15 protein-coding genes are annotated in these 14,057 nt (G+C 65.1%); all 15 read right to left on the bottom strand.

The window, feature by feature from the left end:
- Positions 1–237 precede the first annotated feature (237 nt).
- Positions 238–2,349: a type II secretion system secretin GspD gene (gene gspD / locus NL123_RS10495; protein WP_494358295.1), complete on the bottom strand. Its 2,112-nt coding sequence runs from the start codon at positions 2,347–2,349 to the stop codon at positions 238–240.
- Positions 2,350–2,354: 5 nt separating this feature from the next.
- Positions 2,355–2,873: a type II secretion system protein, XpsN-like gene (locus NL123_RS10490; RefSeq protein ID WP_494357712.1), complete on the bottom strand. Its 519-nt coding sequence runs from the start codon at positions 2,871–2,873 to the stop codon at positions 2,355–2,357.
- Positions 2,870–3,472: a type II secretion system protein GspM gene (gspM, locus tag NL123_RS10485; protein ID WP_494357711.1), complete on the bottom strand. Its 603-nt coding sequence runs from the start codon at positions 3,470–3,472 to the stop codon at positions 2,870–2,872. Before gspM ends, NL123_RS10490 begins: the two co-directional genes overlap by 4 nt.
- Positions 3,447–4,436, bottom strand: a complete 990-nt coding sequence (locus NL123_RS10480) for a PilN domain-containing protein (protein ID WP_494357710.1) — start codon at positions 4,434–4,436, stop codon at positions 3,447–3,449. The genes gspM and NL123_RS10480 overlap by 26 nt, the downstream gene beginning before the upstream one ends.
- Complete coding sequence (locus NL123_RS10475; RefSeq protein WP_494357709.1) at positions 4,433–5,134, bottom strand: type II secretion system minor pseudopilin GspK; 702 nt, start codon at positions 5,132–5,134, stop codon at positions 4,433–4,435. Before NL123_RS10475 ends, NL123_RS10480 begins: the two co-directional genes overlap by 4 nt.
- Complete coding sequence (locus tag NL123_RS10470) at positions 5,131–5,700, bottom strand: type II secretion system protein GspJ (protein ID WP_248482708.1); 570 nt, start codon at positions 5,698–5,700, stop codon at positions 5,131–5,133. Before NL123_RS10470 ends, NL123_RS10475 begins: the two co-directional genes overlap by 4 nt.
- Positions 5,697–6,029, bottom strand: a complete 333-nt coding sequence (locus tag NL123_RS10465) for a type II secretion system protein (RefSeq protein ID WP_248482710.1) — start codon at positions 6,027–6,029, stop codon at positions 5,697–5,699. Before NL123_RS10465 ends, NL123_RS10470 begins: the two co-directional genes overlap by 4 nt.
- A complete protein-coding gene (locus tag NL123_RS10460; RefSeq protein WP_248482712.1) occupies positions 6,026–6,451 on the bottom strand; it encodes a GspH/FimT family pseudopilin in 426 nt (141 codons plus the stop codon). The genes NL123_RS10465 and NL123_RS10460 overlap by 4 nt, the downstream gene beginning before the upstream one ends.
- Positions 6,452–6,458: 7 nt before the next feature.
- Positions 6,459–6,848, bottom strand: a complete 390-nt coding sequence (locus NL123_RS10455) for a type II secretion system protein GspG (protein WP_248482713.1) — start codon at positions 6,846–6,848, stop codon at positions 6,459–6,461.
- A gap of 13 nt (positions 6,849–6,861) precedes the next feature.
- Positions 6,862–8,058, bottom strand: coding sequence for a type II secretion system inner membrane protein GspF (gene gspF, locus NL123_RS10450; protein WP_248482715.1), 1,197 nt, complete (start codon positions 8,056–8,058; stop codon positions 6,862–6,864).
- Complete coding sequence (locus NL123_RS10445; protein WP_494357708.1) at positions 8,055–9,746, bottom strand: GspE/PulE family protein; 1,692 nt, start codon at positions 9,744–9,746, stop codon at positions 8,055–8,057. Before NL123_RS10445 ends, gspF begins: the two co-directional genes overlap by 4 nt.
- Positions 9,747–10,256: 510 nt before the next feature.
- Complete coding sequence (gene fecE, locus NL123_RS10440; protein WP_494357707.1) at positions 10,257–11,048, bottom strand: Fe(3+) dicitrate ABC transporter ATP-binding protein FecE; 792 nt, start codon at positions 11,046–11,048, stop codon at positions 10,257–10,259.
- 4 nt (positions 11,049–11,052) lie between these two features.
- Positions 11,053–12,021: an iron chelate uptake ABC transporter family permease subunit gene (locus NL123_RS10435; protein WP_494357706.1), complete on the bottom strand. Its 969-nt coding sequence runs from the start codon at positions 12,019–12,021 to the stop codon at positions 11,053–11,055.
- Positions 12,018–13,007, bottom strand: coding sequence for an iron-dicitrate ABC transporter permease FecC (gene fecC, locus NL123_RS10430; RefSeq protein ID WP_494357705.1), 990 nt, complete (start codon positions 13,005–13,007; stop codon positions 12,018–12,020). The genes NL123_RS10435 and fecC overlap by 4 nt, the downstream gene beginning before the upstream one ends.
- 2 nt (positions 13,008–13,009) lie before the next feature.
- Positions 13,010–13,924 carry a Fe(3+) dicitrate ABC transporter substrate-binding protein FecB gene (locus tag NL123_RS10425; protein ID WP_494358294.1) on the bottom strand — a complete coding sequence of 305 codons (915 nt, stop codon included), beginning with the start codon at positions 13,922–13,924 and terminating at the stop codon, positions 13,010–13,012.
- Positions 13,925–14,057: the final 133 nt, after the last annotated feature.

Raw genomic sequence — 14,057 nt, 5'->3', positions numbered from 1 at the left:
GGCCGCTTCGCAGCCCAACGCGGGGCAAGCCCGCTCGCCACAGTAAGTCGGTTACACAGAACAAAAAACGTATCTACGATGCGAAGCGAGTCGCTCTTGCTTTTGATCTTGGGCGCCCCGTCAAACACGCTGGCCGAACGCAGGCTTGAATCCGTGGGTAACCCGGCAGGACGCCGGGTTAGCCGCCTTAAGGGCGGAACCATAAGCCGCCGTTACCGAAGAAACGGATATGTACACCTACCTACCCGGCCGCAACAACTGCATCTGCTGCCGATAATCATCCGTCACCTGCCGAGCCTGCCCACTACTGGTAATCACCCTGGGCGTAATCAACACAATCAACTCCGTCCGATCCTTGGACTTGCTGGTACTCCCAAACAACCAGCGCAACCCCGGGATCTTTCCCAGATACGGTACGGCACTGACACTCTCCCCGTTGTCCTGCTTGATCAACCCCCCCAGCAACACCGTCTGCCCACTCTGCACCGCCACCTGCGTCGACACCGAACGCGTCGAAATACGCGGATTCACCGGCGTATCGCTGGTACCACTCTGGCTCTCGGCATCACTGACCTGCTGCTGGATATCCATGTACACCAACCCCCCCGGATTGATCCGCGGCACCACATCCAGGATCACCCCGGTCTGCACATACTCGACGCTGCTCAACGTGGTATCGGCATCCCCGGTGTTGACGGTGGTCTGGCTGATGGGAATGTTGTCCCCCACCTGAATCTGCGCCGGCTGGTTGTTCATCACCACCAGCGACGGCGCCGAGAGCACCTGGGTGCGTCCATTGGTTTCCAGCGCATGCAACGCCACCTGCAGATTCGAACTGACAAATGAGTAGAACAACGAGTCCGTCGCCCCCAGCCCTGCCCCGCCACCGCCCAGCGCGCCCTGGCTGCCGGAGGCATTGGCCACCGTGGTGCTGCCAGAATTGCCCGCCAGGCGGCCCAAGTACCACTGCACCCCCAGGTCCAGCTCACCGGTGAGCTTGACCTCAAGAATCCGTGTCTCGATCTGCACTTGCAGCGGTGGGTTGTCGAGGCGCTTGATCGCCGCTTCGATCTCTTTCCACTGCGCAGGACGAGTGCGCACCAACAGTTGGTTGCTGCTCTTTTGCGCGGTGATACGCGTGCCGGCCTCCAGGGCGTTGGTGGCAGCGACCGGCTGCTCTTCCGGCTCGGGTTCTTCAACGGCAGGAGGGTTGTTCTGCAAGCCACCGGTATTGAGTGACGACAGGGTCGTCGTGCGCAACCCCGGCGCGACCTTGGCCGGCGTGTCGTCCTTGATCGCGCCGGTGCCGTAGATCTGCCGCAGGTACTTGGCCAGGTCGACGGCCTTCATGTTGCGCACGTCGTAGACGTACATCTGTGGCTCGTTGCCGCCGCCCTCGTCGATGGTGCGGATCCAGGCGCCGACTTCGCTGAGGTACTGGGGCTGGGAAGAAATCGCTACCACCGAGTTGGTCCGTTCAATCGGCAGAAAGCGCAGCATGCCCGCCAGGGGCATGCCGCTGTCCGGGCCGAACAGGCTTTGCAGCTGAGGCATCAGCTCGGCCACCGACGCGCGTTGCAGGCCGAACACGCCCACCGACATGCCCTTGAGCCAGTCCACGTCGAAGGTGTCGATGGTGTCCTGGTAGTTGGCCAGTTCATCCGGCGTACCGGCCAGGCTCAGCACATTGCGCGCCGGGTCGACCAGCAGAAACGCATTCTCGCGGGCGAAGGGCTTGAGCAGTTTCTGCATCTCGGTGGCGGAGATGTAGCGCAGCGGAAACAGCCGCGCCGACAAGCCGCTGGAAGGTTGCGCCACGCTCATCTGCGGCACCAGCTTGCCCGCCACCGCCTGGCTGGCTGGCAGGATCACGTAGCGGTCGCCCTGCTTGATCATCGCGTTGTCGGTCCAGGACAACAGGGTTTCGAGGATCGACAAGGCCTGCTGCTTGTCCACCGGCTTGGAGGTGGAAAAGCTGACGTTGCCCTTCACGCCCTGGGCGATGCTGTAGTTTTCGTGCAGCAGGTCGCCCATCACGCTGTTGATCACCGCTTCGATGGGTTGGTCGGCGAAGTTGAACACGATGTCGCCGCCCTCTGCCTTCGCACCCGGCGTGGCCGCCGGCGCACGCACGAACTGTTGGTTGCCCCGGATCAACTGGCGCTGCGCGGGAGACTTGACCAAGGGCTGGGCAACTTCCGTTGGGGGCGCCTCGCTGGGTGGGCGTTGCGCGCCGGTGCCCTGCATGGCCTCGTGCAGAAGCTCATCATCCGGTTCGAGACGGTCGGGAAAGCTGCCACAGCCGCCCAGGGCAAGGGCGGTGGCCAGGCATAACGTGGAGGTGCGCATGTCGATCAAGGGAGGGGCTCGCGGGGCAAAGTAAGGGGGGGTCGCTTGGACGGTGGCGGCAAGCGCTTGGCGTAGAAGCTCAAGGTCTGGGTGCGACCGTCCAGGCTGAAACGGGCGGATTGCGGAGTGAGGTGTTCCAGGCGCCAGCCGTTGGGCAGGGTCTGGCCCAGGCGCACGGTCAGCAGCGGGCCGTCGACCTGCTTGAGCATGGCCATCTGCAGGTTGCCGGTGATCATGATGCCGCTGAGGGTGAGATGGGCCAGGCTGCTGACCTGCGCCTTGCCCACCACACGATCCGGGCTGCGATCCGGGCTGAACAGCGGCGCTTGCCACGTGGCGGCCAGGTTGTCCAACGGCACACTGGGCAGCCCCTGCATTTGAGCGGTGGGATGGGCGCGCACAGGTGCTTCGGGCAGCCATTGCGGTTCATCACCCAGGCTGCTGAGGATCACCGCCATCAGCACGCCCAGCAACCCCGACAGGCCGAGCAAGCCCCACTCCACGGGGCGCAACCGGCTCATCATGGCGTCACCCGCGACGGTTGCAGGTAGCCGCGCACCAGCAGGTGCACCACCAGCTTGCCCGCACCACCACTGGCCGGCGCCTGCTGGCTGCGGCGGATGCGCAGCTCATCCACAAACAGGAACGGCGGTTGGTATTCGAGCTCATGCAGCAGCGCTTCCAGGGGCTCGATGGCGCAATCGAGTGTGAGGCTGACCTTGACCTGGCGATACGGCTCGCCGTCGTCCTGCTCCGGGGTGATGGGCTTGCGTTGGCTCAGGCTGCACCCGCCGCCGAGGTTGGCGTGGCTATTGATCAGGTCAGCGAGGCGCTGCATCAGATCGGCGGCGACCACGTCCGGGTCGTCCCCCGGCAGCAGGCTGGTGCTGCTGGCGGGGTCCTGGCGGGCTTGCTCAAGCTGTTGGCGTAACGCATCGCGTTGGCGCAACACACCGGCATAACGTTGCTGTTGCTCGCGCAGTTGTTCGGCCTGTTCACCCATGTCACGCAAGGGGCCGGCAAACCAGCTGTCGACCAACAGCCAGTAAGCCGCGCCGACCACCACGGCCAGCAGCAACAAGGCCGCGCCGCGACGTTCACGGGGTGTGAGGGGTCGGCGCATCGGCAGCCTCCTGGCGTAGGTGGGCGCGCAGGGCAAACTGGTCCTTGCCGGTGCGCGCATCGGGTTGGATCACCCCTTCGAACTGGGCGTTTTCCAGACTGCGGCAACCCTTGATGCGAGTGATCAGCGCACTGGCCTTGGCGCTCTGGCCGGCGATGGAAATCTCGCCGTCCTTCACGTCCAGTTGATCCAGCCAGGTGTCGGCGGGCAGGCAGGTGGTCAGGTCGTTGAGCAACGCTGCCAGTGGCGGTTGCGCCAGTTTGCGCCGGGTGAGGTACTGCGCCGCGCCGCGGGTATTGAGCAGTTGCTGGCGCAGCGCATGCACCTCGGCGACCTCGGCTTTTTGCTGTTGGACGCTGGCGTGCATAACGTCGATAACGCGCTGGCGGTCGTTGAGCCACAGCAGCATCGCCGCGATCAGCAACGCCCCGCACAGCCACGCCAGGCTGCGTTGCAAGCCCATGCCGGCGGGCCGCTGCGGGCGCAATGGCGCGGGCAGCAGGTCGACGCCGAGGTCCGCCGCATCCACGCGATGGGGATGCAGGCCCAGGGTGGCGCAGTCGGCGAGGATCTGGTCCAGGCGTTCGCGCAGGATCGCCACCAACGTCACCTCAAGGTGGGTGGAAGTACGTCGCTCCTGACGCGCCACAAAGTAGAGTTGGTCGGCCTCGAACGGGGTGTAGCGGTCCAGCTCGTAGCCGACCACGGCGCTGAGATTGCGCCCGGCCGCCAAGGGCAGTCGTACGCTTTGCACCAGCACGGCGTCGGCGCCGAGCATCAGCACCTGGCGCGTGCTGCCCGTTGCGACCGGCGCGTTCAATGGCCAGTGATGAATCTGCTCGGGTGGCTCTTGCCACGCCAGCCAAACGGGTACACAGGCGCGCAACTCCGCGATCCATGCCTGCCAACCCTGTTGCAGCAGGCTGCCGCGCCAGTGTCGGGCGATGGGTTCCAGTCGATTCATTCTTGCCAACGCAACACCCGGTAGGGTTGTGCGCTGTCCTCCGATGGGCTCAATAAAACGGTGACTTGCAGCCGCGCCTGATAACCGCCGGGCCGCTCGGCGCGGCTATCGACCACCAGCACTTCGCCGGGGTCCACGCCTTCGGCGTTCTGGCGCGGCAGGTTCAGCGCCTTGCGCATCAGCGGGCTGGCGAAGGCGGGATCGGGGCGGTCCAGGTCGCTCCACAAGGTGATCTCGGGCAGCAAGCGGCTGTAGAGGGTTTGCGTCATGCCGGGCAATTGGCGTACTTCTTCCAGCACCCGCAACGGCGCCAGGCCCTGGTTACGTCGTGCTTCGAGGGCCGTGGCCAGTTGTGTGGCCTGGGCCGGGGTAGCGCCACAGGCCAGGGCCAGGCGCGTGAAGTCCTGGGCATCAGCGTTGATCAGGTAGAGCTTGCCGCGCTCGCTGCGCAGGCTCACGTGCAATTGGGCGTCGTCAAAGGCCAGGGGGATGTCGCGACCATCGGCAACCCAATGCCGATCGGCCATGACCTGCGCGATACCGGCTTCGGCGGCCAACACGGTCTGGGTGTGCTGGCGCAGCCACAGGGCCTGGCGACTTTCCAGCTGTACCCAGCCGGCCAGACCGCCGAGCAACACGCTGAGCAACGCCAGTACCCACAGCACCAGTAGCAACGCAGCACCACGTTGGCGCTTCATTCTTCAACACTCCCGCTGGACAGGTTCAAGCGCAAGGCAATCACCTGGGTGACCCAGGGCACCGGCCCCGCCACGCTGGCAGCGATGCGCACGGCCGAAGGCAAGCGCCTGGGCCAGGGCCATTCACTCACCCAGCCGGTGGGCTGGCCCAGCGGTGACTCGCCGCGATAACTGAACTGCAACGCCTCGATGTTGTTCAGCAGCACCTGGGGTTCACGTTGAGAAAACCCCACCTGCAACGCCTGTTCGACCCGTTGCAGGCTGAACCGATGGATCCCGCCACCAAGCACACCAGGCAAGGTCGAGACAAATTCCAGACGCTGCGCCGTGCCCACGAAAAAACCATCGCCCTCGCCCACCGCCAGCGGCAACGCCTCGCTGATCGCCGTGCGCAAAAACTGTTGGGCGGCGCGCACTTCATCCAGGCTCACCGTGTACGCCTGGGCCTTGGACACGGCGCGATTGGCCCCCAGCAATGCGCCGCCGACCAGCACCAGCAAAACGCCGAGCAAGCTGAGCACCACAAGGATCTCCAGCAAAGTGAAACCCTGCTCGCGGCGCTTCACAGGCGCGCCTTCAAGGTGCTGAAGCGGGCCTGGTGCGAGCCTTCGCTGAGGACCAGGTCGAGACGCACGATCCGCGCTTGCTGCCGGGTGCTGATCAGTTGCCAATGGATGCCGTCGAGTTCGCCCTGGCTGACGCCGTTGCTCAAGCGCCCCGCCGCTTCCTGGTCGAAAATCGTCAGCGCCGCGTGGGTCAGCCGGTCACTGTGGGCCACCTGGGACAACGAGCGCGCACTCTGGCCAAAGGCAACCAGCAGCACCGTGCTGCACACCGCCATCAGCGTGAGGGCGGCGAGCATTTCCAGCAGGGTGAAACCGGCCTGGCGCTTCATGGCAGCGCCTTGGCTTGCACGCTGCCGGTGAGCCAGCCGATATCGATGCGCCAACGCCGGGCACCATTGGCCACGAGGAGATTGCCGCCGGTGGAACTGCCGTCGGGGTAGAACTCGACACCAGGGCCGACCTGTTCGGCGGTGTGCAGCGTCACATGCAACTCGGACGGCCACCGTTGCACCGCTCGCCCCGGCGCCTGGAACGTACGGTCGCTCAGATCGAACACGGTACGCGCAGGCTGCCCACTGACAATCGCCCCTGCCCGCGTGGTGCGCAGCGCCTCCACCATCTGCCCCACCGCATGGCGTTCCTTTGCCACCTGCAAGCCCTGGCGCACACCCAGCCCCAGCACGCTGGCAGCCAGGCTGATCAGCAGGATCACCACCAGCATTTCCAGCAGGGTGAAGCCGCGCTGGAGCATGGCGGCCCTACTCCCAATTGCCCAGGTCGGCACTGTAGCCTTCGCCGCCCGGCTGGCCGTCCTGGCCATAGAAGATCAGGTCGAACGCGCCGTGTTCGCCAGGAAAGCGATAACCGAAGGCGTGCCCGAACGGGTCCTTGAGGTCCGACGGCTTGGCATAGCCACCGGGCCTGTCCACCAGCTGTTGCAGGCTGGTGGGCGGTGCGCCGACGTCGAGGGCGTAGCTGTCGATCTTCATGCTCAGGCTAGCCAATTGGGCCTTGCCGGCGCCGTACTTGCCCTTGTCCACATTACCGCCGACCTGGCGCACGACGATGGTGGCGACGATGCCCAGCAGCACGATCACCGCGAGCATTTCCAACAGGGTGAAACCGCCTTGGCGGCGTGGTTTTTTCATGGGGTCAGCTCCTTTATATATTGCTGGTCAGGCTCGTCAGCGGCAGCATGATCGCCAGCATGATCACCGCCACCAGCACCGCCATGACCAGGGTCAGGGACGGCACCAGCGCGGCCAGCAGGCGGTCGATGCCGCGCTTGGCTTCGACGTCGAAGATGTCGGCGACCTTGAGCAACATGCCGTCGAGTTCGCCGGCCTGTTCGCCGACTTCAATCATTTGCACGGCCAGCTCGGGCAGCAGCGGCTGGCTGCCAAACGCACTGGCGAGGGTGCCGCCGGCTTTTACCGATTCCGCCGCACGCCCGACCTGGGCCTGCAACGCATGGTTGGTACAGACTTGCCGCGCAATCACCAAGGCCTGCAGCAACGCCACGCCATTGCTCAGCAGCGTGCCGAGGGTACGGGCCAGGCGTGCCGCTTCGACGCGTTGCAGCAACGGGCCGACCACACGAATACCGAGCAGACGCCGGTCGTAGCGCTCGCGAAACAGCGGATCGCGCAGGCGTGCGGCCCCCAACCAAACGATCACGCTCAACCCGGCCAACAGCGCCAGGCCATAGGCGCCGAGAAACGTCCCGAGGGCCAGGATCACCTCGGTGATCAGCGGAATCGGCACGCCCAGGTCCTGGAAGATCGGCACGAACTGCGGCACCACATACGCCAGCAGCAACGCCAGGGAACCCAGCACGCCCACCACCAGGAACGCCGGGTAGATCAGCGCATTGATCACTTCGCCACGCAGCAATTGGCTGCGTTCCAGGTAATCACTGAGTTGGCGCAACGTCCCTTCCAGCGCGCCACCGGCCTCACCGGCCCGCACCATGCTCAGGTACAACGACGAGAACGCCGGACCCTCTTCTTCCAGCGCGGCGGACAACGGCTTGCCGGCCTTGACCCGGTCGCGCAGGCGTTCGATCAACGCGCGCACCTGGGGTGGGCCGGGCTGCTTGAGCAGCAGGCTCAACGAGCGCTCAAGCGGCTGACCGGCCCCCAGCAGCGTCGCCAATTGCTGGGTAAACCTCACCAACGCCTGGCCCTTCAACGGCCCGCGTGCCCTGCGCAGGCCGGGGCCGCCGGCCGGTTCGATGTGCAACAGCAGCCAACCGCGCTTGTGCAGGGTCGCCACCGCAGCGGTTTGATCGGTGGCCTCCAGCGTACCGTTCTGCGGCGCGCCCTGGCTGTCCAGGGCACGGTAGCTGAACAGGCTCAAGCGTCCTCTCCACGGGTCACGCGCAGCACTTCTTCCAGCGAAGTAATCCCCGCCAGTGCCTGGCGCAAGCCTTCTTCATACAAAGTGCGCAAACCGGCGCGGCGTGCGGCCTGTTCCAGGGTCGAGGCGTCGGCGTGGCGCATCAGCAGGCTGCGCAGTTCGTCGTTCATCACCAGCAGTTCGGTGAGGGCGCTGCGGCCGTGATAGTCCCCGCGATAGAGCAGGATCGGGCGTTGTTCGGTGAGGCGGTCCAGGCCGTGTTCGGCGATCAGTTCGGGCGGCGCTTCGAAAGCGACACACGTGGCCGGGTCCAGGCGCCGCACCAGGCGCTGGGCGAGGATGCCGCTGACAGTCGAGGCGATCAGGTAGCTTTCCACGCCCATGTCCAGCAGCCGCGTGATGCTGGCGGCGGCGCTGTTGGTGTGCAGGGTGGAGAGCACCAGGTGCCCGGTGAGGGACGATTGGATGGCGATGCGGCAGGTTTCCAGGTCGCGGATCTCGCCGATCATGATCACGTCCGGGTCCTGGCGCACGATGGAGCGCAACGCCCCGGCGAAGTCCAGGCCGATGGCGGGCTTGACCTGGATCTGGTTGATGCCTTCGAGCTGGTACTCCACCGGGTCTTCCACGGTGATGATCTTGCGCTCGGCGGTGTTGAGCCGCGACAGCGCGGTGTAGAGCGTGGTGGTCTTGCCGGAGCCGGTGGGCCCGGTGACCAGCAGGATGCCGTGGGGCCGCGCCAGCAGGTCGAGGAAGGCGGCCAGGCGCTGGCCGTCGAAGCCCAGGCTGGGAAAGTCGAACTGCACGGTCTGCCGGTCCAGCAGGCGCAGCACCACCGACTCGCCGAAACTGGTGGGCACCGTGGACACCCGCAGGTCCAGTTCCTTGCCCTGGATACGCAGCATGATGCGTCCGTCCTGCGGCAACCGGCGCTCGGCGATGTCCAGCCGCGCCATGATCTTCACCCGCGAAATCACCGCCGCCGACGAACTGGCCGGCGGCGCTTCGGCGTCGTGCAACACACCGTCGATGCGGTAGCGCACCTTGAGCTGGTGTTCGAAAGGTTCGATGTGAATATCCGAAGCACGTTGCTCCACCGCGCGTTGCAGGATCAGGTTGACCAGGCGGATCACCGGCGCTTCCGAGGCAAGGTCCTTGAGGTGTTCGATATCGTCCTGGGCACCACCTTGTTCATCGAGGTTTTCGATCAACGTGCCCATGGCCGAACGGCCCTGGCCGTAGTAACGCTCGATCAGCGTGTCGACCTCAGTGCGCGGGCCGATCGCCAGCCACACCGGCACCTGGCACGCATAGGCCAGGGCCTGGAACGGATAACGCAGCGCCGGGTTGGCGGCCAGCACGCGCAGGCCACCCTGGGTCCAGCCCATGGGCACCACCTGATAGTGACGCATAAAGCGTTCAGTCAGGGCGGGCAAAGGATCGAGCAACGGCGGCGCAGCGTCGGCCAGCAACAGCGGCGCACCGAGCAAAGCCGCCCAGGCACGGGCCAATTCAATATCGGAAACCAGGCCCAGGCGGGTCAGCAGGCTTAGCAGGTCATCCGACGGCAAGCGCCGGGCGCGCTCCAGGTCCACCGTTTTCAACCCGGCATGCTGCATCAGCCACACACACACCTGGTCGGTGTGCGGGATCTGCATCTGGCAGGCATCGATAGGCGCTGACGACATAAGGTTGAGGTATCTAGTATTGCGAAAAAGTATGGCTATTTGGAACTACTTAAACATGCCATTAGTTAGCCATAACCCAAGGGAGAACAAGCCGGGGTTATCGACTGGAAGTTATAGCGCTAGTTCCTGAAGAGGGGGAATAAAATAGACACAATGACCGAGAACCCCGTGACAGAGCCTTAGCAGCTAATAGCCACTACTTCGCTAGTTGCAATTAGCCACTTATGCGCTTTCACGCAATTAAATGGCAGCCCAATAAACTCACTGGACTTACTTCACCTTCGACGCGGAGCACACTCGCACTTTCGAGTGGCCGTTAACCAGGATTATCGAGCATTGAAATGTGGGAGTGCGTTGGCATGCCTGCGTGAGTGGTTTGGGGGCTGCTTCGCAGCCCAACGCGGGGCAAGCCCGCTCGCCACAGCAGGCCCGCTCGCCACAGGAGGCCGGGCCGGCTACACAGAACAAAAACCGTATCCACGATGCGAAGCGAGTCGGTCTTGATCTTGATCAGGCCTTGGCCCGAGTGCTTTTTTCAACCAGGCACATCGGCGTCCCAGCGACCGGCTCTTGCATCACCCGCACCTGCACCTCAAACACCCGCCGCATCAGCTCTGCACTGACCACCTCCCCCGGCACACCATCGGCCACCAACTTACCGCCGTGCATCACCGCCAAGTGATCGGCATACCGGCACGCCTGGTTGATGTCATGCAGCACAGTGATCACGGTCTTGCCCTCGGCAGCCAGTTCGCCCATCAGGTCGAGCAATTCGACCTGATGGCTGATATCGAGATAAGTGGTAGGTTCGTCGAGCAACACCACCGGCGCATTCTGCGCCAACACCATCGCCAGCCAGGCACGCTGGCGCTGGCCGCCGGACAAGTCCGCCAGGGCGCGATCAGCCAACACGTCCAGTTCCAGGCGCTGCATGGCTTGGCTTACGTGAGCCTGATCACTGCCGCTCAAGCGCCCCCACAGCGAGTTATGCGGGCTGCGACCATAGGCAACCAACTGGCGCACGCTGACGCCTTCGGGCACTGGCAACACTTGCGGCAAGAACGCGATCTGCCGTGCCAACTTCCGGGCAGACAGGCTGGCATAGGCCTGGCCATCCAGGGTCAACTCGCCCTGGGTCGGCTTGAGGATGCGCGCGAAGGCCTTGAGCAAGGTGGACTTGCCGCAGCCATTAGGGCCGATCAACGCGGTGACCTTGCCGGCGGGCGGTGCAAAGGACAGACCTTGCACGATACGGCTGGCGCCGTAGCCGATGTCCAGCTCGCGTGCCTGGAGAATACTCATGTCATCAACCCTTGAACCGTGCCAGCAACCAAAGAAAATACGGCGCGCCGATCACCGCCGTAAGCACCCCGGCGGGGATTTCGCTGGGCGCGATCAGCGTGCGCCCCAGCGTATCGGCGAGCACCAGCAGCAACGCGCCGATCAGCATCGCGGCCGGCAGCAGGTACTGGTGATGCCCGCCCACCAGCCGCCGCGCCATGTGCGGCGCGACCAGGCCGATAAAGCCAATCGGACCGATCACCCCCACGCCCAGGCTGGTGAGCAACACCGCGCAGGCCATCGCCGACCAACGCGTACGGCTCAGCGCGGTGCCCAGGCTGTGGGCCGCCTCATCGCCCAAGGCGATCAGGTTGAGCGGCTTGGCCAGGCACAGGCCCACGGGGATCAATACGAGGAACGGCAACACCAGCGCCACATGGTGCCAGTTGCGACTCCACAGGCTGCCGGTCAGCGCAAGCAGCGCGGTGTTGATATCCAAGGGGTGAGAGAGGATCAGAAACTCGGTGACGCTGGACAAGGTCACCGCAATCGCCACTCCGGACAACGCAAAGCGCACCCCGGAAAAACTCACGCCGGTGTTGTACAGCGCCAGCAGCAACGCGCCGCCGGCCCCGCCGAGGCAAGCCACCAGCGGCAGCCAGGCAATCGGCAGGTGTGGCCAGCCGATGATCGCCACGGTCAGCGCCAACCCGGCGCCTTGGGTCACGCCGAGGATCTCCGGCGAGGCCAGCGGGTTGCGGATCACGCCCTGCACAATCGCCCCGGCCAGGCCGAAGGCCGCACCCGCGAGGATCGCGATCAGGCTGCGCGGCAGGCGGTGGTTCCACACTTCGAAGTCGAGGGCGTCGTGGGCCAGCAGGCGTTCCAGAACGGTGTGCGGCGTGAGCCACAGCGTGCCGGCGCTGAGGCTGACCCCGGTTGCCAGCAGCAACAGGCCGAGCAGCATCCACAGGCGCAGTCGTGGGCGGATCATAGGGCGCGCCTGGCAAGAAAGAGGAAAAACGGTGCGCCGATCAGCGCGGTGACCACCCCCGCCGGCGTTTCCACCGGGAAGGCCACGGCGCGGCTGAGCAGGTCGGCCCCCAGCACGATCACCGCGCCCAATGCGGCGCTCAGCGGGATCAGCCAGCGGTAGTCATTGCCCAGGAACTGACGCAGGATATTCGGCGCGATCAGCCCGACAAACCCGATCGGCCCCACCGCACACACGCTGGCGCCCACCAGCAGCAAACTGGCGACAAACACTTGCAGACGCAGGCTGGCGATGCCCACGCCCAACGAGCGCGCGGCGTCTTCGCCAAGGTTGATCAGGTTCAGGCGCGGCGCACACCAGAGTGCCCACAGGCCGCCGATCAAGGTGCACGGCCAGAGCAACTGCACCTGCGCAGCGCCGACATTGGCCAGGGAGCCGGCCAGCCAGTTGAGTACACTTTGCGCCTGGGCCTCGACCAGGATCACCGTGAGCCGGGTCAAGGCCGCGCACAACGCCGCCACGGCCACGCCGGCCAATACCAGGCGGCCCTGGGCCGTGGTCGGCGACCAGGCACCGCCGAGGCTGAACACCGTGATCCAGGCCAGCGCGCCGCCCAGGCAGGTCATCAACAGCGCACCACCGGCAAAGGGCAGTGCGACCAGGCCGGTGGAAAACAGCGCCAGTCCCAATGCGGCGCCCGCCGTCACACCAAACAGGGACGGCGACGCCAGACGATTGCGCGTAATGCCCTGCATCAGCGCGCCGGCGAGGCCCAGGCAGGCGCCGACCAACGCGGCACACACGGCCCGTGGCACACGCAACTGGGCGACGATATAGGCCATGTTGCCGCCAACGCTGCCCTGGTGCACCAGGTCATTCCAGGCATCCGTCGCCGTCAGGGTGAAGGGTGACCAGCTGTACAGCGACAGCCAGAACAACACGGCACCCAACAGCAGAATGCCAATGGCGGCGAAACTGCGTTGCACGGTTATTGGCTCAATACGGCTTTGCCGCCTTTAAGAATCGCCAGCGCGTCCTCGGCGATCTGCTCCGACGCCAGCACGCCACGGTTGCGTGCCCAGCTGTCGCCATCCACTTCGGCCACGTGCTGATTGCGCACGGCGCCGAGCACTTGCCACAACGGCTGCTTGCTCCAGCTGTCGACGATGCTGGGGCGACGGTAATGACCGACCAGCAACCAGCCCGGATCGAGGGCCAGCAATTGTTCCAGGCTGACGAACTCGGTGGGTGCGGCATTGGCGCGTACCGCTGGGACTTTCAGGCCGATGGCCTCAAGCACGCTGCCGGCGTAGGAGTCCGGGCCATGCACGGAGAAGCTGTCCTCACGCGCCACACCAAACAACACGCTGGCGCCGGCCGGGATCTGTTGTGCAATGGCCTTAAGGTTTTCACGGTTCTTCTGGATACGCGCCTCCATCTGCGCACTCTTGCCGAGGGCCTTGCCGATCAGCTCGGCGGATTTGAGGCTGCCCTGGTAATCCTCGCCACGGGACGGCAACAGCAAGGTCGGCGCGATGCTCGCCAGGTCGCTGTACAGCGCCTGGTGGCGATTGAGATCAGCGACGATCAGGTCGGGCTTGAGCCGGGCGATTTCCTCGATGCTCGGCTGCGAACGCAGGCCCACCGACTTCCACTGGCCGATGGCCTGGCGTACGCGGGGCAACACGCGGTTGGCATCGCCATCATCGGCGGCGCCGACCGGGGTGACGTCAACGGCGGCCAGGCTGTCGAGAAAGGAAAACTCCAGCACCACCACGCGCTTGGGGGCATCGGGCAGATGCACGGCGTGCTGGCCATCGTTGAGGTCGATGGGGGCGGCGCTCAGCAGGCTGGACGAGAACGCCAAGACACAGGCGGCCAGGGTGGGGATGGAACGCAGCATTCGCATGACAAGGACCTCGGCGTTAACACACCCCAGCTAGACAGGCCGGGGAAAACGGCGGGTACTATTCCATATCGGGGCGGCGTGATCAAAAAACATTCTCATTTAAGACCTGCTCGGCCATGTGGATGCT

Source organism: Pseudomonas sp. FBCC-B1565 (genome assembly GCF_059133265.1).
The sequence above is the reverse complement of the archived record's forward strand: the minus strand, read 5'-3'. Positions and strand labels throughout refer to the sequence as shown.